The sequence below is a fragment of the Kineosporia sp. NBRC 101677 genome (genome assembly GCF_030269265.1).
GTDB classification, from domain to species: domain Bacteria; phylum Actinomycetota; class Actinomycetes; order Actinomycetales; family Kineosporiaceae; genus Kineosporia; species Kineosporia rhizophila.
The window spans coordinates 37,275-61,916 of the sequence record NZ_BSTA01000009.1 but is presented as its reverse complement, the minus strand read 5'-3'; the positions used below and the strand labels follow the sequence as shown (position 1 = coordinate 61,916).

The 24,642-nt window shown below is 65.7% G+C and carries 28 protein-coding genes; 17 read left to right on the top strand and 11 right to left on the bottom strand.

The window, feature by feature from the left end; translation table 11 throughout:
- Window positions 1-79 precede the first annotated feature (79 nt).
- The 4 genes from QSK18_RS24740 to QSK18_RS24725 all read right to left on the bottom strand — a co-directional run bounded on the left by QSK18_RS24740 (window position 80) and on the right by QSK18_RS24725 (window position 2,373).
- Window positions 80-910, bottom strand: a complete 831-nt coding sequence (locus tag QSK18_RS24740; protein WP_285624326.1) for a bifunctional DNA primase/polymerase — start codon at window positions 908-910, stop codon at window positions 80-82.
- Window positions 911-938: 28 nt separating this feature from the next.
- The gene (locus QSK18_RS24735; RefSeq protein ID WP_285623859.1) at window positions 939-1,508 is read right to left on the bottom strand and encodes an ArsR/SmtB family transcription factor; all 570 of its coding nucleotides are present in this window, start codon (window positions 1,506-1,508) and stop codon (window positions 939-941) included.
- Between the two features lie 170 nt (window positions 1,509-1,678).
- Window positions 1,679-2,065: a hypothetical protein gene (locus QSK18_RS24730; RefSeq protein WP_285623857.1), complete on the bottom strand. Its 387-nt coding sequence runs from the start codon at window positions 2,063-2,065 to the stop codon at window positions 1,679-1,681.
- Between the two features lie 35 nt (window positions 2,066-2,100).
- Window positions 2,101-2,373 (bottom strand): hypothetical protein, encoded by a 273-nt coding sequence (locus QSK18_RS24725; protein WP_285623855.1) that lies wholly within the window; start codon window positions 2,371-2,373, stop codon window positions 2,101-2,103.
- An 81-nt stretch (window positions 2,374-2,454) separates the two neighbouring features.
- On the opposite strand from QSK18_RS24725, the gene QSK18_RS24720 reads away from it, so the two are divergent.
- The gene (locus QSK18_RS24720) at window positions 2,455-3,060 is read left to right on the top strand and encodes a hypothetical protein (RefSeq protein WP_285623854.1); all 606 of its coding nucleotides are present in this window, start codon (window positions 2,455-2,457) and stop codon (window positions 3,058-3,060) included.
- A gap of 7 nt (window positions 3,061-3,067) precedes the next feature.
- On the opposite strand, the gene QSK18_RS24715 is transcribed toward QSK18_RS24720, so the two are convergent.
- Both QSK18_RS24715 and QSK18_RS24710 read right to left on the bottom strand, forming a co-directional pair.
- Entirely contained in the window at window positions 3,068-3,394 is a 327-nt protein-coding gene (locus tag QSK18_RS24715; protein WP_285623852.1) for a hypothetical protein, read from the bottom strand.
- Window positions 3,391-3,549: a hypothetical protein gene (locus QSK18_RS24710; RefSeq protein WP_285623851.1), complete on the bottom strand. Its 159-nt coding sequence runs from the start codon at window positions 3,547-3,549 to the stop codon at window positions 3,391-3,393. Before QSK18_RS24710 ends, QSK18_RS24715 begins: the two co-directional genes overlap by 4 nt.
- A gap of 216 nt (window positions 3,550-3,765) precedes the next feature.
- Between QSK18_RS24710 and QSK18_RS24705 the strand changes: the two genes are divergently transcribed.
- The 5 genes from QSK18_RS24705 (at window position 3,766) to QSK18_RS24690 (ending at window position 6,401) form a co-directional block, all read left to right on the top strand.
- The gene (locus tag QSK18_RS24705) at window positions 3,766-4,509 is read left to right on the top strand and encodes an XRE family transcriptional regulator (RefSeq protein WP_285623849.1); all 744 of its coding nucleotides are present in this window, start codon (window positions 3,766-3,768) and stop codon (window positions 4,507-4,509) included.
- Window positions 4,510-4,512: 3 nt separating this feature from the next.
- Window positions 4,513-4,989 carry an NUDIX hydrolase gene (locus QSK18_RS24700; protein WP_285623846.1) on the top strand — a complete coding sequence of 159 codons (477 nt, stop codon included), beginning with the start codon at window positions 4,513-4,515 and terminating at the stop codon, window positions 4,987-4,989.
- Between the two features lie 5 nt (window positions 4,990-4,994).
- A complete protein-coding gene (locus tag QSK18_RS24695) occupies window positions 4,995-5,444 on the top strand; it encodes a hypothetical protein (protein WP_285623843.1) in 450 nt (149 codons plus the stop codon).
- Between the two features lie 193 nt (window positions 5,445-5,637).
- Window positions 5,638-5,865: an IS3 family transposase gene (locus QSK18_RS36020; protein WP_352396646.1), complete on the top strand. Its 228-nt coding sequence runs from the start codon at window positions 5,638-5,640 to the stop codon at window positions 5,863-5,865.
- Between the two features lie 47 nt (window positions 5,866-5,912).
- Window positions 5,913-6,401, top strand: a complete 489-nt coding sequence (locus tag QSK18_RS24690; RefSeq protein ID WP_285623840.1) for a DDE-type integrase/transposase/recombinase — start codon at window positions 5,913-5,915, stop codon at window positions 6,399-6,401.
- A gap of 88 nt (window positions 6,402-6,489) precedes the next feature.
- On the opposite strand, the gene QSK18_RS24685 is transcribed toward QSK18_RS24690, so the two are convergent.
- Window positions 6,490-10,374, bottom strand: coding sequence for a tetratricopeptide repeat protein (locus QSK18_RS24685; protein ID WP_285623836.1), 3,885 nt, complete (start codon window positions 10,372-10,374; stop codon window positions 6,490-6,492).
- Between the two features lie 353 nt (window positions 10,375-10,727).
- Between QSK18_RS24685 and QSK18_RS24680 the strand changes: the two genes are divergently transcribed.
- Entirely contained in the window at window positions 10,728-11,477 is a 750-nt protein-coding gene (locus QSK18_RS24680; protein ID WP_285623833.1) for an XRE family transcriptional regulator, read from the top strand.
- A 38-nt stretch (window positions 11,478-11,515) separates the two neighbouring features.
- Here the strand turns inward: QSK18_RS24680 and QSK18_RS24675 are convergent, their stop codons facing one another.
- The 3 genes from QSK18_RS24675 to QSK18_RS24665 all read right to left on the bottom strand — a co-directional run bounded on the left by QSK18_RS24675 (window position 11,516) and on the right by QSK18_RS24665 (window position 13,203).
- Entirely contained in the window at window positions 11,516-11,839 is a 324-nt protein-coding gene (locus QSK18_RS24675) for a hypothetical protein (RefSeq protein ID WP_285623830.1), read from the bottom strand.
- Window positions 11,840-11,970: 131 nt separating this feature from the next.
- Window positions 11,971-12,531: an HD domain-containing protein gene (locus QSK18_RS24670; RefSeq protein ID WP_285623827.1), complete on the bottom strand. Its 561-nt coding sequence runs from the start codon at window positions 12,529-12,531 to the stop codon at window positions 11,971-11,973.
- A gap of 138 nt (window positions 12,532-12,669) precedes the next feature.
- Entirely contained in the window at window positions 12,670-13,203 is a 534-nt protein-coding gene (locus tag QSK18_RS24665; protein WP_285623824.1) for a hypothetical protein, read from the bottom strand.
- A 301-nt stretch (window positions 13,204-13,504) separates the two neighbouring features.
- Between QSK18_RS24665 and QSK18_RS24660 the strand changes: the two genes are divergently transcribed.
- Entirely contained in the window at window positions 13,505-13,831 is a 327-nt protein-coding gene (locus QSK18_RS24660) for a hypothetical protein (RefSeq protein ID WP_285623821.1), read from the top strand.
- An 8-nt stretch (window positions 13,832-13,839) separates the two neighbouring features.
- Entirely contained in the window at window positions 13,840-15,432 is a 1,593-nt protein-coding gene (locus QSK18_RS36310) for a relaxase/mobilization nuclease domain-containing protein (protein ID WP_502894265.1), read from the top strand.
- A 413-nt stretch (window positions 15,433-15,845) separates the two neighbouring features.
- Here the strand turns inward: QSK18_RS36310 and QSK18_RS24655 are convergent, their stop codons facing one another.
- A complete protein-coding gene (locus QSK18_RS24655) occupies window positions 15,846-16,298 on the bottom strand; it encodes a DUF4913 domain-containing protein (protein ID WP_285623818.1) in 453 nt (150 codons plus the stop codon).
- Window positions 16,299-16,472: 174 nt separating this feature from the next.
- On the opposite strand from QSK18_RS24655, the gene QSK18_RS24650 reads away from it, so the two are divergent.
- The 8 genes from QSK18_RS24650 (at window position 16,473) to QSK18_RS24615 (ending at window position 24,360) form a co-directional block, all read left to right on the top strand.
- Complete coding sequence (locus tag QSK18_RS24650; RefSeq protein ID WP_285623815.1) at window positions 16,473-16,685, top strand: hypothetical protein; 213 nt, start codon at window positions 16,473-16,475, stop codon at window positions 16,683-16,685.
- Window positions 16,685-17,455: a DUF8175 domain-containg protein gene (locus QSK18_RS24645; protein ID WP_285623814.1), complete on the top strand. Its 771-nt coding sequence runs from the start codon at window positions 16,685-16,687 to the stop codon at window positions 17,453-17,455. Before QSK18_RS24650 ends, QSK18_RS24645 begins: the two co-directional genes overlap by 1 nt.
- A complete protein-coding gene (locus QSK18_RS24640) occupies window positions 17,452-18,486 on the top strand; it encodes a hypothetical protein (RefSeq protein WP_285623811.1) in 1,035 nt (344 codons plus the stop codon). Before QSK18_RS24645 ends, QSK18_RS24640 begins: the two co-directional genes overlap by 4 nt.
- Complete coding sequence (locus tag QSK18_RS24635) at window positions 18,483-19,961, top strand: SCO6880 family protein (protein ID WP_285623808.1); 1,479 nt, start codon at window positions 18,483-18,485, stop codon at window positions 19,959-19,961. Before QSK18_RS24640 ends, QSK18_RS24635 begins: the two co-directional genes overlap by 4 nt.
- Window positions 19,958-21,298: a putative type IV secretion/conjugal transfer ATPase gene (locus tag QSK18_RS24630; protein ID WP_285623805.1), complete on the top strand. Its 1,341-nt coding sequence runs from the start codon at window positions 19,958-19,960 to the stop codon at window positions 21,296-21,298. Before QSK18_RS24635 ends, QSK18_RS24630 begins: the two co-directional genes overlap by 4 nt.
- Window positions 21,299-21,456: 158 nt before the next feature.
- Window positions 21,457-23,025 carry a TraM recognition domain-containing protein gene (locus tag QSK18_RS24625; protein ID WP_285623802.1) on the top strand — a complete coding sequence of 523 codons (1,569 nt, stop codon included), beginning with the start codon at window positions 21,457-21,459 and terminating at the stop codon, window positions 23,023-23,025.
- A complete protein-coding gene (locus QSK18_RS24620) occupies window positions 23,022-23,585 on the top strand; it encodes a VldE C-terminal domain-containing protein (RefSeq protein ID WP_285623800.1) in 564 nt (187 codons plus the stop codon). The genes QSK18_RS24625 and QSK18_RS24620 overlap by 4 nt, the downstream gene beginning before the upstream one ends.
- Before the next feature lie 583 nt (window positions 23,586-24,168).
- Complete coding sequence (locus QSK18_RS24615; protein ID WP_285623798.1) at window positions 24,169-24,360, top strand: hypothetical protein; 192 nt, start codon at window positions 24,169-24,171, stop codon at window positions 24,358-24,360.
- Window positions 24,361-24,642: the final 282 nt, after the last annotated feature.

The window sequence follows — 24,642 nt, the reverse complement described above, 5'->3', positions numbered from 1 at the left end:
CAGGCGCAGGCGGCCGACCGGGGTTTGTGGATAACTAGGGACGTGTGCGGACCCCTGTGGAAAGACGAGGCGGCTTTGGTCAGCGGAGACGTCGCGGTCGGGGGACGTACAGCTGGGAGGTGGGCTTGGGGGCGGGCCGTGGATAGTCCGGGTGTCCGCGGGCGGTTCCTCCGATCCGGCGCAGGGCTGAGGCGATGGTGTTGGTGGCTTCTCGCATGGGTAGTCCGGCGTCCATGGCGGCCTGGGCCAGGGGTGAGAGGTCGTCGATGCCGTGTTCGGCCGCCCGGCAAGCGGCCCAGAACAGCCCGGAGTTGCGATGCCCTTCCGGGAGGCGGGAGACCCATCGGCTGAGGGCGCCAATGTCTGCGGCTTGCTGGCGAGCAACGACCCGGGGGCTGGGTGGGGGAGCGGGTGGTTGGAGGAATTGGCGTGCGGCCTGCCAGTTCAGGGTGGTGGTGTGGCGGGCGGCGCTGCGGTAGGTCAGTCGGTATTGGGCGCCGTCGATGACGGAGGGTGGCATGAGGACGTAGCCGCCGTTGGCTTTGAAGTCGAGGTGGTGCTCGGCCAGGCGGCCGCTGGGTTGGTCGGTGCCGGTGAAGTACAGGTGCAGCCCGCCCGAGGGGGTCTGCACTTCGAATCGGTGACCTTCTACGATCCCGGCCTCGGCCAGGCGCCACAGCGAGGGGTATCCGCTGCCGGTGGCGCGTACGTCGACGTCGAGGACATCGAATGAGCCCCACCCGGTGGTCATGGCGAGGTTGGCTGTGGGGCTGGCCGACCACCAGGAGCGGATCTGATCGCGATCGCTCGTGGCGTCCAGGAACCCGTGAGCGGTCATCGGGCGCTTCGTACCGGGCGCACAGGGGAAGACCTGCATCCCGCCTTCGGCCAGCTTGAGGGCCGCACGCATCAGGCGGCCGGGATCGGGCTGTACGCGTTCATTCGGCATAACCGGGCTCGCCTTCATCACGGATGGTTTCGTCGGCAGGAAGAGCAGAGGGACGAGGCCGAGCCAGGTAGCGCTTGTCCCGGTCGCGCACGACGGCGTCGTTCTTGGCCAGGGCTGCCAGGTGACCGGTGACGGTGCTGCGGGCCTTGCCCGTGAGGTGCGCGAGTTCGCCCACGGTGCGCGGATGCTCGGCGATCAGCTCCAGGACCAGCGTCCGGGTGTCCTGTTCCCCATCGGATGCACTTTCGGCTTCAGGGGACTGGTCGGACGGCGGGGCGCCCGGCTCAGGCTGTTCCTCGTCCTCAATTGAAATCGGTTCTCCGAGCAGGGCTGCGAGGTGCGCCAGGGCCACGAGCACCATGGCGGGGATCGCTCCGACGATCATGATGAGTACCGGGCCCGTGGTCAGGTAGCCGGCAGCCAGTAGGTGGCCGGCTGCGTTTCCAACAAGGGACGCGGCGGCGCTGGTGATGGCGACGATGGCACCAAAGCGTTTGGCTCGGTGGGGTATCCCGGGCCGGAGCCAGCACCAGCCACCGGCGCTGCCGCCAATGTCCACTGCGGCTGGCAGTAGCCATGGCGTCCAGCTCGACCATCCCGCCGACCTGGCCAGGGATGCGAGCGTTGAGGCGCTGGCTACGACCGCGGCGGCTCCCGCTACGCCCATGCCGGCGTACAGCGGCCAGCGCATCTGCCAGCCGCCGGCCTCACGGAGTAGGCGGGGAGCGTTCACCGCAAGGTGGGGACGATGACCCGGCCCAGCGCCGCCATGGCGACAGCGCGGGTGGCGAGCATGCGCGTGGGGGCATCGAGACTGGTCAGGATCGTGTCGAGCGCCCAGTCGGCGTGAACAGAGTTTGGGAGGTGCCCGGTCAGGTGGCACGCCAAGCGCAGCAGGGCGACCTCGCCGGTCGAGGCCGGGCTGTTGTCGCATCCGTTCGTGATGCTCTCCCAGTCGAACCAGGCTGTGACCTGTCCGTTCTCCTTGTGGACCTCGGCCTTGTCCCGGACCTCGCTGCGGCGCAGCCAAAGTCGGTGGGCGATCAGAAGGTGCACGGCAGCGGTCTCACCGGGTGGCAGGGCGTGAGCGGTGCATCCCTGCTCGAGTGCCGTCATCAGTTCTGTTAGATCGAGTTTGCGTGGGGAAGGTGTCATCGCAGATCTCTCCCATTCCTTAGTGGGCGATCGGGCCGGGCTTCCTTCTCCAGCGGACGGCTGCGCCTCAGCCCATAGCGGTCGAGGAACTCGGCGGTGTTCACCACCTGGCGGCTGGCGCTGACCTGGATCAGCGGCAGCCGCCCCTCGCGCGCCGCTTTGTAGGCCGAGCTGCGGCTGATGCCGAGGATCCGTCCGGCCCGCTGGATCGGGATGGTCGGTTCGACGTCTGGATCCGGAAGCGACCGATCCGTAGACGGTCTCTTCATCTAGTCAAACTACTACGAGTAAAGCGGTCCGTACTAGTCTGGTATTAGATTTTGTGCATTGGTCTCGGTATCGTTCGAAGCGTGGATGAGCGTGACTCGCAAGCATCGGTGCCGGACGAGGTGGAGTGGCTGACGCCTACCCCTGACGGCACACCTGTTGTGCTGCGTTGGCCCGACGAGAACGGACCCTTCCTGCTCACCTGCCACCTTGCTCAGGTGGATGGCCGCTCGACCCTGGTCGGCCTGGACATCCGCAGTTTCATCGAAGGTCCCGAAGGCCTCGAGCCCGGTCCTCTCGGATTGTCCGAGGTCAACCACCCCATGCTGCGCTCGCTGAGGGCCGGTGAGATCGCCGAGGCCGCGCGGCTTCATCTGGCCGCCGAACTGGCCGCGCAGGCTCGTTCCCGCAAGCTCGGGGCTGAGGGGCGGGAGCAGGCGAAGCATCGCTTCGACCAGCTCACCGCACCCCAGCGTGCCCGAGCGGGTGGAGCCCGGCCGGCCAGCTCACAACTCGAGCGCGTGGCTGCGATCTACAACGAGATCGTGGCCGCCGGCGGCGACGGTGCCCGGCGTCCCTCCATCTACGTTCACCAGGCTCTGGTCAACGAGGGCCAGGACGTCAGCCTCAACACCGTGCGCGGCCAGCTCCACCGAGCCAAGGCCAAGGGCCTGCTCAACGGAAAATAGACGACGGTCACCGCTTCTTCAGCGGTGGGTCGAACTCCCCGGTCGTGCAGACCTTGCAGTACCGAGACCAGGTCAGTTCGGGCTCCTCGCCGATGCGCTCGACCTTTGTGAGCAAGCCCCACCTTCCCCAGACATGCCCGGTCAGGGCGCAGGTCTCCACCTTCACGCAGTCGCTGCAGAGCGCTCGGTCTCCGGTAAAGACCCATCCCTGGCTCTCGGCGTACTTCTGCAGCGCCTCCCGCGTCTCGAGGTGCGGCTCATCCTCGTAGGCCGACCACCCGTCTCGACACCGGTCGCAGTCCAGTAGCCAGCAGCGTCGGCGCTTCCAGGTCACGTCAGCGCCCCGAACCAGCTGGCGATGTTGATGACGCCGACGGCGAAGACGCTCAGCACCGCGGCCAGCGTCACCATCAGGACCACGCGCCAGTAGGCGATCAGAGCGATAGCCAGAACGAACATCAGAAGCAGAAGAGAAAGCTGCTCGTTCATCGCGGGCCCCTTCCGGTCGTCTTCGACATCTCAACCGAGCGATGGGAGCGTCCGGCCCGGTTGGCGTCCTTTGCTGTTCTCGTGTTCATGCCAGAAGCGTCGCCGGAGAGCACTGGACGTGATCACCGCGTCACTGGACGGTACGAGGACGTCCGGACTAAGGTGCTTTCGTCCCGAGACGTCCCGAGCGCTGCTCGGTAGTCCCAAGGTGGAGGATTGGCTAACGAGCGCCTACGCGCGGCGATGATGCAACAAGGCGTCTCCCTGGTAGAGATCGCCGAGTTGACCGAGGTCGACCCCAAGACCGTCGAACGCTGGCTGGCCGGCCGGGTTCCCTACCGCCGAACGCGTTTCACCGTCGCCCAGCACCTCAAGGTCACCGAGGCCTACCTGTGGCCCGGCGACCAGACAATTCGCGACAGCCTCGCCATCGCCGAGAGCGAGATCGTCACGGTCTTCCCGCACCGCTACGCCGTGCCTGCGGAGCTCTGGGGCCAGGTCTTCGACACTGCCGAAGAGAACATCGGGATCCTGGTCTACAGCGGCTACTTCATCGCAGAGAACGCCGGCCTCTTGACCCTGCTGCGCTCCAAGGCCGAGGCCGGCAGTCGCGTCCGCATCCTCATCGGTGACCCCGACAGCCGGGAAGTGAAGGAACGCAGCCTCAGCGAGGGCATCGGCGACGCACTCGTCGCCCGCATCCCGAACGTCATCGCGCTCCTACGCCCCCTGTCCACCGTAGACGGCGTGGAGGTTCGGCTGCACTCGACGGTGCTCTACAACTCGATCTTCTGGGCCGACGAGCAGGTGCTGGTGAACCCGCACATCTGGGGAGTCGGCGCGCCGCAGGCCCCCGTGATGCACCTGCGCCAGGTCGTCGGCGGCACCATGGTCTCGACGTACCAGGAGAGCTTCGAGCGGGTCTGGGAATCAGCCCGGGCACTGCCGGAACAGGGGTAACACGTGGGTAAGCGCATCGACTACTACGATGACCCGAACGCGCCGGCCGCCAACAGCCTGGTGCCCTCGGCCAACGTCATCGTGGTCGACGACCAGGACCGCGTGCTCGTCATCCACCGCGCGGACAACGACAACTGGGCCGTGCCCGGTGGCGCGATGGACCTGGGCGAGTCCCTAGTTGACTGTGGCGTGCGAGAGACCCGCGAAGAGACCGGTATCGAGTGCGAGATCACGGGTCTCGTCGGCATTTTCACTGACCCCAAGCACGTCATCGAGTACACAAGCGACGGCGAGGTCCGGCAGGAGTTCTCCGTACTCTTCACCGCTCGACCTCTCGGCGGCACCCCCACCAGCAGCTCGGAGTCCCGAGAGGTGCTCTGGGTTCCTCGCAGCGACCTGGGTAGTCTGAAGATGGACCGGTCCATGCGCTTCCGCCTACAGCACTGGCTGGACTCCGCTCCTCACCCCTACCTCGGCTGAAGTAAATGATCTCGGTTGGGGACGCTGCAGACGTCTTTGCGGCTCTCGGCACCGTAGGTGCCTTCGGCGTTTCCCTCTATCTGCTCAAGCAGGAGCAGCACCGCGAGGCCGCGCGGAGTGAGGACGAACGGCGGGCGCAGGCGGCCCAGGTCAGTGCGTGGTTGGAAGCCCGAACGGCTGTGAATGGCGGCCGCAACGTGTACTTCTTCGTCCGCAACGCCAGCGACATGCCGATCTACGAGGTCTCGCTGCCCGGCTTCGGCCCCAGCGGCGATGGCCTGACGCCCGAGGCTGAGTTCATTGGTCTGGTGCCGCCACGAGAGACCGTCCAGCGGCCGGCGCCCAAAGACTGGCTCAAGGATTACTTCGCTCCTGAACCGGTTCGCGTTGAGTTTACCGACAGCCGCGGGCGTTCGTGGGCGCGTGATGAACGCGGCTCGCTCGACTTCCTCTAGTCAGGTTCATCGCCGAACATGCTGGTCGGGTCACCCAGGTCGAGGGTAGCCCGGCCGCTGGTTTGCGCTGGGAGTCGAACCGATCTGCGCCGTGCTGGCTGACTGCGGCGCGCCGACCGCCCCGGACACCTACTGTGAGCAGCGCGCCCGCGTCATGGACGGCGCCCTGACCGACGCCGAATGACAGGACGCACTGCGATGCAATGAGATTCACAGGGTCTGGACGGAGAACTACCAGGTTTACGGGTCCCAGAAAGTCTGGCTCCAACTGGACCGTGAAGGCATCCGCGTGGCCCGTTGCACGGTCGAGCGACTGATGCGCCTCCTCGGGATCGAGGGCGCCCGGCGTGGCGGGAAGAAACGCCGAACCACGATCGCTAACCCGAGTGCGCAACGGCCTGCTGACCTGGTCCAACGATAGTCCACGCCCTCTCGGCCGGACCGACTGTGGGTGGCGGGCTTCACTTAGTGCCCGACCTGGTCGGGGACGGTCTACGGGCCCTCGTGATCACGGCGTTCTCCCGGCAGATCCTTGGCCGGCGGGCGGCCAGGAACATGCGCACCGAACTGGTCCTGGACGCTCTGGAGCACGCTATATGGACCCGTGGCGGCCAGGGCGTGAAAGACCTGTCCGGGCTGACGCAGCACACCGATGCCGGGTCCCAGTGTTTGTCCCGGGCCTACACCGAACGCCTCGCCGCAGCCGAGGTGAGCGCCTCAGTCGGGTCGGTCGGCGACGCCCACGACAATGCCCTGGCCGAGACCGAGATCGACCTCTACAAGACCGAACTCATCCATCCCGGCAGCCCCTGGAAGGGCCTGGACGACGTCGAACTGGCGACTCTGGAATGGGTAGACTGGCACAACCACCGGCGCCTTCACTCCGCCTGCTACGACCTGCCGCCAGCCGAGTACGAGCAGATCTACCACGGCACCCACCCGGCCTTGCTACGCTGATGCCGTCAACCGCGTGAGTGTCCGGACACGCCGGAGCGGCTCACGCCTCCTGATCTCAAATGTCCGTCAGACCGGGGCCAGCCCAATCTCAATTAGACGATCCAAAGCGCGAATGTCGACCGTGAGGACCATTACCCACCCCTGTCCTGGTCGGGCTCAACCGGTCCGGACCCATCCCGATCGCGTTCTCGGTGCCAGTCGGGCCACCGGAAACCTGACTCAGACTGGCGTAAAGATCGGCTTCGACTCCTCCGGGCAGCCGCAGTCGCACGATGGCGGGCAGGACAAGGCTTAGCGCGACCAGCCCGATCATCACTGGCGTGAGCGCAGCGACCGTGGTCTCGTTGACCTTTGGCCCGATACCCGCCAAGCCGAGCCACATCATTACGACGACGGCCGTCGCTAGAAGTGCGAGGACTGAGCTGCCGAAGACGACAGGGCGGGTTAGGCGGGCGGCCCGATCGAGTGCCCTCAGCGTCCGGCGAGCTTCAACCTGGCTGCTGTCCAGTTCCGCGCACCGACGTAGAAAGACCCTGGCCCGGTGTCGCCGCCACGGACGCAAGTGTATTGCCTCCTCACTCTCGGCCATCTTGAACTCGGCAATGCCGGCTACGAAATGACCCGCTGCGTCCCCGGGGGCCTCGGAGATCACCGATACCGCTAGGTCCAGCGCCTCGTCGAAGAATTCGGGGCGCTGCGTAAGGTCGCCTTGCTGCACAAGCATCCTGGCTAGGGCAAGGCGCAATTGGACAACTGGAAGGTCGCCGGGCGGGAGGGTTAGCGCATGACGGAGCGTACGTTCGGCGGCAGACATCCCGCCTGGACCGCCTCCTGCACACGCCAGCGCGAGCCCGAGTGCTGCCGTGCGGCTATCCGGCTGGGTGATCCGGGCCTGCCCAAAGTGGTAAGCGGCTCGGTTCGCATGGTCTTTCGCCTCTTCCTGGGCCGCCGCCACCCGGTGCAGATAGACGTTCCCCATCTCAATGTGTGCCTGAGCATCGTCCGGATCGAGTTCGAGCGCCCTCCGCAGAGTGCTCTCTGCCTCATCTAGCCGGTCGAGTTGGGTCAGCAGGGCTCCTAGGTCAACATGACTTCCTTGAAGGGGGCTGATCTCAACTGCCCGCCGCAGGTTGTAGCTAGCGGCTGAGAACTGTCCGCGCTGAAAGTTGAGCACTCCCAAGCAAGTGTAAGCATTGTGGTCGAACGGTCGCAGGGCCGTAACCTCAAAGCACAGGCGCTCGGCCTCCTCTTCGCACTGTCTGTCCTTGCGGCGGACCAGCCCCCAAGCCAGCCCCAACATTGCCTCGGCTGAGTGGGGCCGTTCCTTCACCGCCCGGCGGAAATACTGTTCAGCAGCATTCGGGTCGCCCTGCTCAAGGCTGGTCCATCCCAGTCCGCAGAGGCCCACCGAACGCTCGGCAGGCGTGTCCGCGCTAGTGAATAGAGTCCGGAACGTTGAAGCGGCAGCCGTCATATTTTGCCGATCCCGGTGGATCCAACCTAGTTCCTCGATCAGGTCACGATTGTGCGGCTGATCGGCTTGAACACTTCGAAGCAGGTTCTCTGCCTCGGCGAAACGACGCATCGACCGTAGCGTGGCGGACTTCGCCCTTGCGGTAGGGGCGTCGAAGGGCTCCACGCGCAGCACCGCGTCGAACTCGGCCAGCGCATCCTCGTATCGACCCTGCTGATCGTGGACGATGCCTAGTTCTGTTTGGATCTCTAGCACGTGCGGCCAGCGTCCCCGTCCCTCAGCAACCTTCGCCTCGGCCTCATCAAGCCGTTGCTGAGTAAGCAGCATGCGCACCACGCCGCTGGTCAACCAGAAAGCGTCGGGCGCTAGTTCCGTAGCAATCTGATATTCTTGTAGTGCCGCCTCGTAGTGTCCCCTCGCCTCGTAAACGGTGGCCAGCTGCACCCGGTATGACGAGTCGAATGGGCGTCGGGCGCATTCGACACGGGCCAGGGCCTCGGCTTCTTCGAGCTCGTCTTCCTGGACGAGGACTGCGTTCATTCCCAACGATGCCCTCAAATTATCAGGATCGGCGCCCAAAACTTCCCGGTACAATGTGACCGCTATACGTGGCCTGCCGGTCGCAGCCTTGAGATCGGCCAGGGCCAGCACCAGTGAAGGTAGCTGGCCGTAGCAGTGTATTGCTTCCTCAAGCAAAGCTTCGCAGTCTCGGAAGCGTCGGGTAGCGACGAGCGACAGGGCCCTTTTTGTGCACAGTTGCGGGCTGGCGAAACGCGTCTCCAGATCATCAAGAAGTGTGAGTGCCTCGTCATAGCGGTGGCGGGCACGCAGACGCTGCTCCATGATCAGAAGGAGACCAAGGTCATCGGGACGGCGATCGAGGGTGCGCTGCAACAGAGGTAGCACCTCACGAGAACGTCCTCGCCGTTCTAACAGGTCGAGGTACTGCTCTAGCGCAAAATTTACGTCTGGACATCGGGAGATTGCGTCGACCGCCGCTGCCTCCGCGGCTCCCCAGCGAGTCATCCGCTTCAGCAGAAACACCCGCCATGTCATAATGTGGGCATTGGCCCGGTTCACTGTCGCCGCGCGCTCCACCAAATCCAAAGCTTGCGCATCGCGACCATTTTCGGAGTGAATAAATGCCAGCTCCATCAGCGGGTAGCTACTTTGCGGCCAGCGTTGTACCGCTTCCTCGGCCTCAGCCAGGGCTTCCTCCGTGCGTGTCATCTCGGCAAGCATCCGGATGCGGCTGCACATCGCCCAGAGGTATAACGGATCAGCTTTCATCGCTGCGGTAAACTCACGAAGAGCCGCTGGGCGGTCTCCGCTGCCCTGTAAATGCCAGCCCAGGTCTACCCTCAATTCATCGACCTCGGGGAAACGTACGACGTGTTGTCGTAGAGTGCTCTCAGCCAAACCGGCAAGCCCCAGCCCGTTGAGACAGCTATGTTCCAACCGCATTGCCCAAATAAAATAGGGATGCTTGTCGAGCACGTGTTCAAGCAATACCCGGGCTTGGTCCCACGCCTCGAGCTCGATCAGGGCACTGGCTTGCGCCATCTGAAGGCGGGGGCGGCATTCAACCTCGTCTCTTTGCAACGCGGCAGAAAGACTTTGAACAGCGTAATCTGAGCGCCCCAGCTGTTCTTGAACCAATGCGGCACCAATTAAGGCTTCTGTATTGTATGGTTCGTGCTGCAGTGCATCGTCATAAAGGCTTAAACAGTCGGTATAGCGGTAGCCTGCATACGCCAATTCGGCTAGCTGCAGAATCGGCCATATCTCGTTCGGATGCCGCCGTCGCATTGGCAAGATCAGGCGCTCTGCCTCATCGAGCCGCCCCAACTCGATAAGCTCGCTAGCAAGACAGCTCAGGAGGTAGCGAGAAGACTTGTCCATTGCCAAGGCCGCCTGATACTGATCAAGTGCTTCGTCATGCCGACCGGCGCGACATAAATTGTGACCACGCTCCGCGACTAATCGGGCAGACTGTGCGTGGTCAAGGAGGGCCCCCTCCACGACGGCCTCGGCTTCCTCATGCCGGTTGGCGGCCCTGAGCAACGTCGCGTGCCACTCGCGAGCGACGGGATCGCTCGGGATCACACCAGCGGCACGCTCCGCCTGGCGAACAGCAGCCGCCCGATTTAGATGATTGTCGTACAACCGTGCCAGCGCCAATTGCACCTTGGCATGCTCCGGGAAACGTTGCGAGGCCTGCTCGGCCACCGCTATGGCCTCATCATCTCGACCCTGCTGATCAAGCGCCGCCACCTTCCAGGCATATGCCTCGGCCCGCTCCGGATCGACTGCGAGCGCCTTCTCGAACTGCTCCAAACTGGCCCGCAGACGGCCACGCTCAAACTCAGCCCGGCCCAGCAGGACCAACCAGCCACCCTCGTCCTCCCCCCGGGACAGCGCATCCCGAGCTTCGCGTTCGGCGAGCCCGAAGGCTCCCTCGGTCAGGTAGCGAACCGCAGCGTCCATCTTTTCGGACACGCGCCCTCCTTCGTCGACGCTCGCCTCTTGCGATGACACTAAATCTAGGATCTAGATGGAGAAATTTGCTTGTTCGCGACAATGCGCGTTCCTTCCAGGCTTCCCGAAACCTGTCGAACTCTCTACGGCAGGGCTGTTACTGAGTTGATTCGCTTGTTCGAGGCCGCTCGACCGGCCTGCGCAACTGCCATACGTCGGCGCAGAACACGCGGGTAGGGCACCCGTACGCTTGAGGGGGTGTGTGGTGTGAGCGGGGCCTCGTGGCGACGGCATGACCAGGGAGTGGAACAGCAGCCGGGACGTCTTGGGACGTCTTGTGTTATTTTCGTTCTGTCCACGGGGGGGGAGGCGGCATGGCGCATGATGCGAAGTCACGGGATGCACTACGTCGGGCCGTTTCGGATGCGCGACTGCGAGAAATAGACATCGCGGTGCAACTGCAGGCGGATCCGAAGACGGTCAGTCGGTGGCTGCAGGGCAGGATGCCGCAGGCGCGGTTCAGGGTGCAGTTGGCGGAACTGCTCGGTGCGAACGAACTTGACCTCTGGCCACAGTTGGCCGGCGCCAGCGAGAGTGCGCCCGAGCTGCAGGGTACTTACGACTACCGAAGCGTTGTGCCGCATGAGGTTTGGTCGAACCTGTTCGGCAGCGCAGAGCAGGAGATCGGCGTCCTGGTCTACAGCGGCTTGTTCTTGGCCGAGGACATCGAGCTGATGCGGATCTTGGTTGAGCGGGCGCGAGCCGGCGTGAAGGTTCGGCTGCTACTCGGTGACCCAGACTGTACAAACGTGGCACGCCGTGGCGTCGAGGAGGGCATTGCGAACGCAATGAGCGCGAAGATCCGCAATGCGCTGGTGCTCTATCGACCGCTGCGGGAGCTGGAAAGCGTTGAGACGCGGCTGCATCGAACTGTGCTGTACAACTCGCTCTACTGGGCGGACGACGAGATGCTCGTGAATCAGCACGTGTACGGCTTGGCCGCCGCGCATGCCCCGGTACTGCACCTGCGGCGGGGCGGGCAGAGTGAACTCTTTGGCACCTATCTCGATAGTTTCGAGCGGGTCTGGGACTCAGCGGCTGTGCTGAACGGGGCCAAGGCCTGAGCCCCACTCGCGCGAGGCTCAGGCCGAGTGCGGGTTCGCTATGAGGCTCGCTGTAGCCAGTCAGGTGCGATGGCTTCGAGTTCCTGCAGCCGCTTAGCCGCTTCGAGGAGGGCTTCGCCGATCTCGCGGGCCTGGGCGGAGTTCATTTCGTACATCTGGCCGAGCGTGGCGCGGGGTCGGCTGGCTTTCACGGTGATCGGGTCGGTGAGCAGGTCGAAGTCGATGCGCTGGGCGATGCGGACTTCGACCTGGTCGTTGCAGACCTCGATGCTGGCGATGATGCGTTCGTGGTCGATGGCCTCCGTGTCGACCACTGATGTGGTGGCCCACATGTCGTCCGGTTCGTGCGTGACCTCTCGCATGTGATCCCTCCGGCAGGAGTGATTGGTGATGTTCCAGCCAGGGTCGAGGGATTCGAGGGTCTATGGAACCGCGAACTGCGGACGGTTCGGGACGCCGGAACGGGCCCACAATCGTCCTCTAATGGTGACTTTCAAGGTCTGGTCGTATTGCGCACGGCTTCGAGAATCTGGTTGGTGGCGGCGATCAGCTCGGGCCCGGAGCGGCTGACGGCACGGTGTACGGGGTCGCCCGCTTCGTAACGGGCGAGGATCTCGGAGATGCGGGTCTCGACAGCTACCTCATTGCCGTCCGGGGTGGTGGTCATGTCAGCCGCAGTGACCAAGCTCAGCAGTTCGCGGTGACGGTCGGCGGGGCCGAACTCGTCGACGAGGAGGTCGGCCAGGCCTCGTTCTTCGGCTTCGGTGAGGGCGCCGGAGTGGTGGGCGACGAGCTCGCAGAGGAGGAGTGGGTAGCCGTTGTCGCGGAGGTGACGGGCGCCGTCGAGGGGGTGGAAGCCGGTGACGGCGGCCTCGGGGCCGTAGCCGATGTCGTGCAGCCAGGCTGCGGCTTCGCAGGTGTCGACGTCCATGTCGAGGGCGCGGGCGTAGGTGGCGGCGCGGGCGGCGACGCCTTGGGTGTGGTTCCAGCGTCGGGGGAGCGCGGCGGCCAGAAGGTGGTCGGCAAGATCGCGGGCGTCGCTGGTTGATGTCACTCCAGGAGCCTGCGTCACGGCGGGTGGGGACGCCAGATGACGGTCAGGGACTTCTCGAGACGTCTAGGGACGTCTTGTGGTTGCGGTGCCGGTCCGGCGTCGGTTGGGCGGTGCTACGTCGGTTCGCGGTGACGGTGCCTACGTGAGGCCGTCGGGATGGAGTTCGTCGGCCAGTTCGAAGACCTGGGAGCGGCAGGTGCTGCACAGTTGCGCCACGATGATCAGCGACGTCCCCGTTGTCAGGGCGCATCGGTCCGCCAGGTGCACCGGACGCTGGCCGCAGCGGTCGCAGGCGCCCGGGAACGAAGCGTTGTGCGCGACGTGTGGCTCAGCGCAGAGGGGACAGGCCTGGTGGTCCATGTTCCGGGCCACGCAGATCACGGGGGTGGGGATCTGCGGTGTGGCGATGTGTGGGCATCCGGTGCCGTGGCCGGTCACTCCGGCGGCGAAGACCAGACAGCGCTGTGCCTGGATCCAGGGATCGCTGCTGCGGGCACTCCCCCAGTGGTTGGGGGCGATGCGCTCAGCCCAGGTGAGCGAGTCCCAGCCGGCTGCGATGGCCTGGTCATGCTGGCTGACGTTTGTGGCTGGGCTCTTCAGCAGGGGCAGGGTGCAGGTGGTGCACAGGCGCCACCAGGGAGCGAGGTGCGTGTTGGGACAGCCGGCAACCATGCACATGCTCCGCGTCCCCCTGTTCTTGTCGCCCGTGTATTCACGGTAGGAGCCTGGGCATCGATCGTCCAGGCCGGATCGTTTTGGCTCGGTCAGTCCGCTGAGAATCATTGCTGCAGAACGGGAGCGAGCTAGACGTACCACCGGCGCTACGCTCCGGACTATGGCCTGGTGGTCGTCCGCCCCGGCGGGGGCGGGCGACGGTTCGACCGGGCGCGGGCGAACCGGGGAGGGCCAGATGGCTGGGCCACATCGCCGGCGTCGAGGGCAGGAACCGGCTCGTCGCCGGGTCGAGATCAGAGTGACCGAAGCGGAGTACCAGGCGCTGCTCAGGGCTGCTGCCGGGGGAGCGGGGCGTGGGGTCTCGCTGGCGCGGTTCATCACCGAAGCCGCTCTCACTGCTGCCGGCGAGCCAAGGACTGCGTCGCGAGCGGCTGCGCCCAGCCGACTGGCTCTGGCAGAGATCATGGACGCGGTGGCTGCGGTCAATCGCGTCGGCAACAACCTGAATCAGCTGGCTCGGGAGAAGAACGCGACTGGTCAGCGCCCTGTGGGCACGGTCGGTGAGGTGGAGCGCGCACGGACTGCTCTCCAGCGGCTGGCTGAGAAGGCCGAGCGGTCGCTTTGATCGGCAAGGTGACGCGGGGCGCGAACACCGCGGGCCTACTGCGCTACCTGTACGGGCCAGGGAAGACGAACGAGCATAAGGACGCCCACCTGGTCGCCTCTTGGTTGGGAGACGACCGCCCCGTACTGGACCGTTTGGAGCCGACTGGTGGCAGGCGTCCTTTGGCTCTTCTTGCTGCTCGTCTGGATCTGCCGTTACAGCTGTTGCCGGATCAGCCGGCCAAGCACGTCTGGCAGTGCTCGATGCGACTCGCAGAGAACGACCGCCAACTTACGGACGAGGAGTGGGCGCAAGTTGCGCGCGAAGTGGTTGAGCAGACGGGCTTCGCGCCGGCCGGGGATCCGGGCGGATGCCGGTGGGTGGCGGTCCGTCATGCCGAGGACCACATCCACATCGTGGTGACGTTGGCACGCCAGGACGGTGATCAGGTGCGGGTCTTCCGGGACTGGCCCAAAGTGCACGCCGCGGCTCGGGCCGTGGAGCAGCGGTTCGGGTTGGTGACGGTGGAGTCGCCGGATCGTTCGGCCACAGTTGCGCCGTCGCGGGGTGAGCAGGAGAAGGCTCGGCGGCTGCGTTCCCGGGAGACGCCGCGTTCGTGGTTGGCGCGCGAGGTTCGGGTGGTCGCGGCCGGGACGTTGTCCCGAGAGGAATTTGCTCGGGAGTTGGCGCGGCGTGAGGGCGTCGTTGTGAAGTGGCGGGGGTCGACGCGGACGCCGGGGGAGGTGACGGGGTACAGCGTCGGACGGGTTGGCGATGTGGATCGCTCGGGGAAACAGGTTTGGTTCTCTGGGTCGAAGCTGGCGCCGGATCTTTCGCTACCGAAGCTGGAGGCGCGCTGGCGGGAGGGGATGACGCCGGGGTTCGGACAGCGCGCTCGTCTGGCTCAGGACCAGCGCGGGCGGGTGTTCGCCGAGGCCAACGCCAGGCTGCGGTTGGCCGGTCGAGGGCAGCTCGGGGCTGGTGCGGCGGTTGCTGCTTCGGAGGCGGCCAGCGTTCTGGCGGACTTGATCGAGCGGGGCCGGCCGGGAGCGCTGACGCGAGCCGCGGACCAGCTTGCCCGGGCGGTTCGTCGTCCTTGTGGTGAGCGTCCCGCTGTCGCTGGCGTTCACGACCTCCGGAACGTGTCGAGCTCGCTCTACCTCCTCGGGGATCTGACTGCGGGGGAAATGAAGGACGCGGTGGTCCTGGTAGCGCACGTGGTTCGGCTTGCGGAGCGGTTGGCTCGGCAGCCGGGAGCGCAGGTTGGCCGTGGGTCTGCTGCTCGGGCAGCTGCGGAGTGCCTCCGTTCTCAGCCACGACTGTTGGATGCCGTCGCGGTGGAGCAGATTCGTCGAGCGTTGCCTGCTCAGTGGGTGGATGTGGTTCTGCGGGATCCGGCGGTTTCTGCCCTAGTGGCTCAGCTGCAGCAAGCGGCTCAGGCGGGCCGTGACCCAGTCGACGTGCTGCGCGTGGCGTTTGAGTCCCGCGAGGTGGGGTCGGCAGATTCCGTGGCTGCCGTTCTGCACCATCGCGTTGTTCGGCAACAACGACTCGACGGGGATGGTCGGCGAGGTGGCTCTCCTCGTTCTGTGCCTCGTTCTCAGCCTCGCCGGGGTCCGTAGCTCTGGCGTCGTGACGGCTGGCGCTGGAGGCGTAGCCCTGCTGTCTGATCAACCGTTGGCGTAGCCGGCCAGCTGGTGCTGATCAGCATGGCTGTCTCTGCGAATGTTCCGCGCCAGGTGGTCCAATGCCTGTCGCCGTGCAAATACGACTCGACGCAGGGGGATTGGGGAAGCAGCAGCTTCGCGACGTCCCGGCCGGCGGACTCGCCTCGAAGCTGGACGTGGACGGACTGGAGCATCCACTGCGCTGAGACGAAGCTCGCGCTGTCCCAACCGGTTAGCGCCTGAACCTGGGTCATCGCCTGCTGCGTGACTGCCAGTCCGTCGACCGGCGACAGCGTGCTTTGCCAGCGCAGTTGGTCGTGGAGACGTCGGCCCGGACAGTAGTCCTCATCGATGCACATCAGTCCTCCTCATGAGCTCTTCTCCTGGATGCTCGGCGGCAGGCTGTGGACGCCCTCGAAGGCCGAGCAGTCGCGCAGTGGCCCGTCTTCGGCCGTGATGACGGCGAAGTGGTGATCGAACCCGTCGCGAAACCAGGCCAGGCGCATCTCCGGATCGGGCCACTGGGCTTCCCAGGACCGCCAGAGCGCCTCTAGACGGTCGGCCGGTTCCGGGTGCTCGGCGTACCTCAGGCACCAGCGAATCCGCTGCTGACGTCGCGAGATCCGGACGGTGAGCCATTCGTCGACCCAGATAGTCCAGCCCGGGTAGACCGTGTCCGCCGTGCTGATGGCCGCTTCTCCTGCCCTGCTGACGAGAGCAGAGATCTGAAGCTGCTCGATCAGCACCCGGTCTTCCTCGCGGGCTGCCCTCAGTTCCTCGACGGCCAGGGTCAGAGCCTGGATCTGTTCGTGGTCCTCCACTGCGACGTCCCTTCGCCTGTTCGGGAACGGTCTTGCCCGAAACCATCGCCAACGGCCGATCCGGCATGTATTAATACTACATACCTCACGGTCCTCTCAGTCATGGGAGTTGAAATGATCGCACTCGAACTACTCGCAGCTATCCCCAACCCCGGTCCCGAAGCGCCTCCCGGCGTGGCACACGCCGTTGGCGTGGTGTTCGGCTACGGCCGCTGGATCGCCTATGCCGTCTGCGGTCTGGCCGCCATCGCGGCCGGCGCCCGATGCGCCATCGAGGTGCGCCAGCACGGCGCCTCCAGCGACGCAGCTCGCCAGCTACTCATGGCCCTCGTCGGAGCAGGCGTCGTCTCGGGCGCCGTCACCCTCGTGAACGCGGCGGTGTCCTGATGCACGAAGGCCTTACGAAACTGACCCAGCATCGCCCACTTCGCTGGACCGCCGCGTCCATTGTTCTTCTCGCCCTTGTGCTCATCGGCTGGTTCGCCACCGAGCGCGAAACGGCAGCCGAACCTCCGCCAGCGGTCGCCGAAACCACGGCACGCGAGCCAGGGATCACGGTTGAGGAATGGGCGCCGACGCAGCCAGACGTCACGTGGCAGGACTTCGCCAACGTGAACCTGCCGGTGTCGGCGAGCGCTGGCCCTTACGTCTTGACCCCGACGCGAGCGTTCGGCTTTTCCCGGGACGATGCCGGCGCTGCCCTCGCTGCCGTTCACATTCTCGTGAGGGCCTTCCCCGGAGCAGGAAGCGACTCGTTCGTGCCGACCATCCGCGAGCAGGTCACTGGTACCGCCAGGGAGCAGCTCGCGGCGCGGACGCAGTCGGCCTACGACGGTTCGCTCAAGGGGATGGACGGCGTAGAAGTGGGCGAACCCCTGCCGCTGGGCCAGGGCTGGATCGTGGCGTATCGCATGGTCAGCGGCGTACGTGAGTCGTCTGACGGGGCCCGCACGGTTCAGGTCCTAGTCGAGGGCAGCGGCGAAACTCTGGGGTACACCGAGTACACCGTCGACCTGCAGTGGATCGATGACGACTGGCGGATCGAGGCACCCCGCTGGGGTGACTGGGGGTCCGTCGCCCGGCCGGTGGAGTTCCCGTACCCCACGAGCTACCGCAGCTACGACGACATCACCGCGAATCTGCGGGAGGCGTCATGAAGGGCGCTCCCTGCCTTACGCCGATGGGGTGCCTGGACAAGGTCACCGACTCGTTCTGGGGGAGCTTGTCCAGCGCGATCAACACGGCTGCCGGTGAGATGCTCACGACGTTGTTCGGCTGGTGGATCGAGACACCCTCGCTCGACGTCCAAGCCCTCTACATCCGCCAGGCCCAAGGCTACGTGACTGCCTGGATCGCGATACCCGTTGCGGTGCTGGCCATCTTCGCCGCTGTTGCGTGGGGAGTCCTGGGCGGGGGACTGGCCTGGGGAGCCGATGTCGCCCGTGGACTGCTGATCTTCGGGGTTGTCGCGGCCGGATCGTTGCCCATCATCGACGGGCTCCAGTCGTGGGCAGACGCCCTGTCGGCAGGCTTCCTCGGCGCCGTCCCTACGGAAGGCGTGGGCGCGCGCTACCTATCAGTGATCAGCACTGCCGGCGTTCGAGCCCCGCTGCTGGGCTCCCTCTGGGCTTTGATCATGTTGATCGCCGCGATTATTCAATATCTGCTGATGCTGTTCCGCGACGGGGCGCTACTGGTCCTGACCGCCGTATTGCCGCTCGCGGCGGCCGGTCAGTTCAGCCGGGGCAGCATGCTCTGGCTGCCGAAAGTTCTGGGCTGGCTGATCGCGCTGGTCTTCTTCAAACCCGCTGCAGCGCTCGTCTACTTCATCGGCTTCAAGATCATGGCCGAGGGCCAGGGCATGCAGAGCCTGGCCACCGCCATCTGCACCATGCTCGCAGCGATCTTCGCCCTGCCCGCCATGCTCAGCCTGGTCTCGTTCGCCGCCTCACCGCCAGCCATGAACTCAACGGCGGTCGGTAGCGCTGCCTCGGTTGCCGGCCTGGCCGTCTCTGCCACCCAGGCACAAGCCCTCCAGGGCGTCGCCGGCGCCGCGCCGCCCCCTGGCGCTCAGCCGGTCGGGGCTCAGCCTCCTGGTGCTGAGCCACCGGGGCCCGGGGCCAATGGGGGAGCGGCGGCTGCTGCTGGTGATCCTGCGACCACCGCACAGGAAGCGAGGGTTCCATGACCGCGACCAGACTGTACGGAAACTGGCTACGACCGAAGACCTTGAACGTTCGGGGCCTTGGCTGGCGTGGGTTGCTGGCCGTCGTCGGGTCGTACTTCTTCGGCCTGGCGCTGCTCCAATCCGCGCCAAAGGCCGGGCTGTCCCTCCTGCTCGCGTGCCTGGCGGTTACCTCCGTTGCTGCGATCCGGGTCAACGGTTTGGGGCTGGGGGAGACCCTGGTTGGCAAGGGACGCTGGTGGTGGGCACAAACGTCTTCAAGCACTCGGTTCTTGGCCGTCCGGTCGGGCTCGTGGGCGCTTCCGGGCGCACTGCACGGCACGCAGATGGTGCCGGTCGAGATCGCCGGTCGCTCGTACGGCGCCGTTCATGATGCGCGTGCCCGGCGCATCGCGGTCACGTTCGAGTTGGCCTCAACCGCAGCGGACCTCACCGACCAGCAGGACCACGACCTGTCGGTCGGCCGTTGGGAACGTTGGCTGGAAGGGCTGGGGCGACGACCGGAGATCGCTTGGGTGAACGTCACGGTGGAGACCTCGCCGTCGATGGGCGGACAGTTGCGCGAGAACATCCATGGACGGCTCTCGCTATTTGGGCCCACCGACTGCACCGACCTGATGCGCCGCCTCGCCGAGGTATCGCCAACCGTCGCGGCCAAGACCACGACCCGTCTCACGGTGGTCTTCGACCTGCGGGCCTGGGACGCCCAGGTCGGTGGTGCCGGGCGACGTAAGGGGATCACCTCCTACCTACCCGTCCTGGACCGGAGCATCACGAGCCTGGCCGCATCATTGAACGGTTGCGGCGTAAGCGTTCTCAGGATTGCATCGGCGGACGTGCTGGGTGGTCTCGTGCGCGCGGCCTTCGATCCATCAGCTGAACTGCAGATCGAACTGGCCCTGGCGACAGGGGAGCGCGAGCTGCCCCGGTGGGAGATGGCCGGCCCCAGCTACGCCTACGAGATGCGCGACCACTACGTGCATGACGGCGCCACGTCGGTGAGCTTCGTGTGGGCACAGGCGCCGCAGCAGCTCGTCACCTCACGCGTGCTGGACGCATTGATGCGGCCCGGCCAGTGCCGGAAGCGCGTCACCGTCACCTACGTAGCCACGCCTACCCATGAGGCGATGGACGTCGCGACAGCTCAGGTGCGGTGGCGTTGGTTCGCCCAGATGATCGCCCGCCTGCCGATCGTTGGCCGCGCCACCACAGCGGCGGACGACCGTGAAGCCCAAGCCGCTGAGCAGGCCACCCGCGAAGTCGCCGCCGGTGCCGGTTGGGTCTCCGCCACGGTGACCGCGACCGTCACGGTGCTCGACCCCGACGCTCTACCCTCCGCCGTCGCCGAACTGGAGCACGCGGCCGGCGCTTCCCAGCTACGGCTGCGGCGGCTGTACGAGCTGCAGGCCGCGGGCTTCCTGGTTGGACTCCCGGTGGGCCTTTCCTTGACCGAACTCGCTCGGAGGTGGTCTCGATGAACTGGGCCTACGCAGGAACGACAACGCAGATGGCTGGGCTCTTCCCCTTCGGCGCTGGCTCCGGCGCCCCCGCCGCCGGGATTCCGGTCGGGCGGCATCTGGGGAGCCAGGAGGTCGCCTGCTGCGATCCTTTCGCCTGGCACTCGGCCGGGCTGGTCACCAACCTGGGCATGATGATCATCGGGTCGCCCGGTGTGGGTAAGACCAGCCTGGCCAAGCGGCTGATCCGGGGTCTGATGGCCTGCGGCGTCACCGCTTTGATCCTCGGGGACCCCAAGGGCGAGTACGTGCGCGTCGTGGAGTCTGCTGGTGGTCAGGTTGTGCGCGTTGGTCGCGGACTCGATCGAATCAATCCTTTGGACGCCGGCCCGCTCGGTTCCGTCCTCCCACGGCTTACGGGTTCCGCGCGTGAAGCTCTGCTTGCCGAGGTTCGAGGGCAACGGCTCAACGCCTTGCTCGCACTCTGCGCGCTGATCCGCTCCGAAGGGCTCGCGGACTGGGAAGCCGCCGTGGTCGGTGCGGCCGTCGATGTCCTGACCCGTCCTGGCGCACCCGAACCCACCGTTCCCGACGTCCTTCATGTTCTGACCGTCGGGCCCTCGACGCTTGTGCAGGCGGCGCAGGTCTCCGACGACCGGTTCGAGGAGGAGACGACGGCGCTACGGCGCACGCTCTTCGGGCTCATCGAGGGGCCCTTAAAGGGAGTGTTCGACGGACCCACCTCGACGCCGCTGGATCTGGATGCGCCTGCCGTGGTCGTTGATCTTTCGGCGATCACTGGGGCTGGGGACTCGCTGATGGCGGCTTCGATGCTGGCCACCTGGTCGTACGGGCACGCCATGATCGAGGCGTCCATGGCTGCCACCCGGGCCGGCGGACCGTCTCGTTCGTTCCTGGCCGTGCTGGACGAGATGTGGCGCGCGTTGCGCGGATCCTCTGCCCTGGTCGAGCAGGCCGATGCACTGACCCGCGTCTACCGGCACAAGTCCATCGCACACCTCATGCTCACCCACTCCCTCGACGACCTCGCCGCCGTCGGCACCGACGCTGACCGCGCCAAGGCCCGCGGCTTCCTCGACCGCTGCGGCATCACCGCCCTGACCGCCATGTCCGAGCGCGAACTGCTCGAGGTTAGCCGGCTGCGGCATCTGACCGCGGCCGAGATCGCCACCGTCCAGTCCTGGTCCTCCTCAACCTCCTGGCAGCCGGGCGGTCAGCACTACGGACGCGGGAAGTACCTGATCAAGGCCGGTGACCGTACCGGGATCCCCGTTGAGATGACCCTGGTCGGCGACGAAGCCGATCTCTACAACACCGACCCTGGATCGCTGCGATGACCCGGCGGCGCACTCCCTCAGCCGGCCCTTCCGACCCGTGGACGGAAGCGCTGATCGTCGTTGCTGTTCTCCTTGGGCTCCTGGCTTCTGGCGGACTGTTGATTTGGGCCGTGGGAGCGGGGCTTTCGCTGCTCACGGGGGAGGGGAGCGGACCGGGTGTGTCTGACGCCTGGCGCCTGCTGTTGAAAGGTGGGCTGACCGCCGTCTGGCCCTCCCTCGCTCCCGCCCTGGTCTTGTTCCCTGCCTCCTTCGTGGCTGTTGGGCTCATGGTGGCCATCGTCGCTGTGGCGTTGCGCTGGGTGGCTACCCATCCACGCCGGGACGGGTTCGCCGGCGCTGGACAATTCGCCGAGCTGCTTCCTGGCCGTGCGGGCTGGTCGAAGGCTCGCCGGCTGCGGTCTGGCTTGCCGGGGCTCCGTGTGCGCGAGCTGCCGGACGCTGACCGCGGTGTGCCGCTGGGACGCATCGGCCAGCGCGGCGGAATACTGCGGGCGACTTGGGAAGACGTCATCCTCGCCATCTGCGCACCCCGCTCCGGCAAGACCACCTGCCTGGCCGTCCCCGCCGTCCTCGACGCACCCGGCCCAGTGCTCGCTACCTCGAACAAGGCCGACCTGTGGACGTACACGGCTGGCTTGCGAGCGGAGGACACCGGCGAGCAGGTCTGGACCTTCGACCCCCAAGGCATCACCCGACGTCCGCAATCGTTCGTCTGGAACGCCCTGGACGGCGTGAGCACCGTCGCCGACGCGCGGCGGCTGGCCGGCCACTTCATCCAGGAAGTCCGCCGCACCAAGGACGCCGGAGACTTCTGGGACCGCGACGCCGAAGACCTCCTGACCGGCCTTCTCCTGGCCGCCGCGCTCGGCGGCTTCTCCCTGACCCAGGTCGGAGCGTGGCTGACCTCCACCTCGTCCGTGCAGCCGCGCAACATCCTCGCCGAGCACGGCTTCGCCCAACTCGCCGACGTCATGACCGGCCGATCCCAGGGCGCCGTCGAGACCCGCGAAGGCGTCTACGCCACCGCCCGAGCCGCTGCAGCCTGCCTGTCGGATCCGGCGATCATGGCCTGGGTAACCCCGAGTCCGGGTCTCGCGTTGTTCAACCCGGCACGGTTCGCTGTCTCCCGGCAGACGCTGTACCTGCTCTCCAAGGACGGGGCCGGGTCGGCCGCTCCGCTCGTGGCTGCGTTCGCTGACCGGGTCATGCTTGAAGCTGTTGCTGCTGCCGAGTTGGCTCCTGGCGGACGGCTCGACCCGCCGATGGTCGCGGTGTTGGACGAGGCGGCCAACGTCTGCCGCATCACCGAATTACCCCGCCTGTACTCGCACCTCGGCTCGCGCGGGGTGGTGCCGCTGACCATTCTGCAGAGCCGTTCTCAGGGGCAGCGGGTTTGGGGCGAGGGCGGCATGGCCGAACTCTTCGGCGCTGCCACCATCAAGCTCATTGGGGCCGGCGTGGATGAGCAGGGCTTTGCTGAGGAGCTATCCAAACTCGTCGGTGAAGAGGACGTGCTGGTCACTACCCGCAGCTCCGGAGGATCGGGCGGTACCTCGCGATCAAGCCGGCGCGAACGGGTGTTGCCGGCGGACGAGGTCCGGGCGCTGCCCAAGTTCACCGCCCTGCTGTTGGCCACGGGGATCCGGCCGGCGCTGGTGCGGTTGGTGCCGTGGATGGCCGGCGCCCATGCTGAGCGCATCCGATCGGCGGTCGAAGATTCCGCATGAAGCAACTTCTCAGTGCTCTCGCCATCTTGATCCTGGTACCCGTTGCTCTCATCGCTGGTCTGGGGATGGCCTGGTCGGTGGACGATGGCAACCTGTGTTTGGCTGGCTGTGATCTTCCTGGGGCTGGATCGGCGCGGCCGTTCGCCGGACAGGACGGCTACGTCGACGACCCGACATCATCCGGATTCATCACTCTCCGAATGATGCACGTCTTAAACGAGATCCAGCAACATTTCGAATGGCCCTGGGGCGTCGCGTGCTGGGATGAACATGCTTGGAACCCAAGCAGTGACCACCCGCAAGGGCGAGCTTGTGACTACACCGTCGGAAAGCTCGGAGCTTTTCCCGATCCAGCCGATCAAGAACGGGGATGGCTACTTGCAGAATGGCTGCGCGTCTCTTCGGATGCGCTCTGGGTCAGTTACGTAATCTTCGACGGGAAGATCTGGTCTAAGTCGAGACACGATGAGGGTTGGCGCACGTACGACGGTGGTGGCGTGTACAACCCAGAAGCCGCGACGGGCGGGCACTTCGATCACGTTCATGTGTCGGTCCGATAATGCTCGTGTCTGGGCCAGAAAGCCTCACCGCCGTTTGACAGCTGCCAGCTCACTGGTTGCCCTGGAGTCAGGAGCAATCGCAGAGACCCGACGCGGTAACCGGGAGGCCGCAGGCGGCGCAGAATGCCACGTCGGCCTCACGAGCGAACGTTCGACTCTTCCTGATTCGCTTTTGTGTTCGCTTTCTTACTGGTGCAGTGACAGTTTGCGATGCCTCCGCGCGTTGGCGCATGACTCGTAGAAGGTCGGACATGGTCAGCTCGGCCCAGCCTTGAGCACGCAACTTCTGTACTATCGAGTCCCACGAGACCGCTGGATATTTGGCCTGAAGTTTCTTGACGGTCTCACGCAACAGTGATGGATGAGCGTGTGCCGTGTACTTCTCATCGACGTTCATTTCCGGTGAGGCGTCGGCCACGCGCCCGCGTTTAAAAACTCGTTTCGCTGTGGGTGCCGGTAACGGTGCGAGAGGCGGAAACTTTGTTGGTTTGCGCCATGCCCAAAGAGGCTTGCGTGTGGTCGTGAGATCGGCTGGATTCGGTGTCGCTCTGTCTGAGGCGTTGCGGTGTGCATCTTTGGAAGGATGCTGGTCGCCTTGGGGGAACTTCTGAAGGGCTTCCACCACGTCGTCTGTGCTGACCGCGTAACCTTGCCTGCGAAGGTGTTGAGCGATCTGTTCGGGACCGTCGCTCTGTCTTTCGCTCATGAGGCGGCGTGCGGTATCCGCCAGAATGCGGGGTTCGTACCGCTGTGCGAGTTTTGTCTGGATGGCTGAACGCTTCCTGCGGCTCTTTGACCGAGGTCCCTTGTCCGTGCGATCCCTTGGCCTTGGAGAGGTCTGGCGTTGATCCGCCCAAGACGTCACCGATTGGTCGGGCCGGTCGTCGCTGCCCCAGTCGACCGGACCGGAATTGGTGGTGCGGGAGTCGTGCGCGGCGTACCAGTCGTTGATGCTTCGACGACCGCCTGGATTCTTAGTCACTGGAGTTCCCCTGCGTCAGCTCTGATAAGACGTAGATTAAGTCAGCTACAGTCATATTTCGCTAGTATCGTCGGG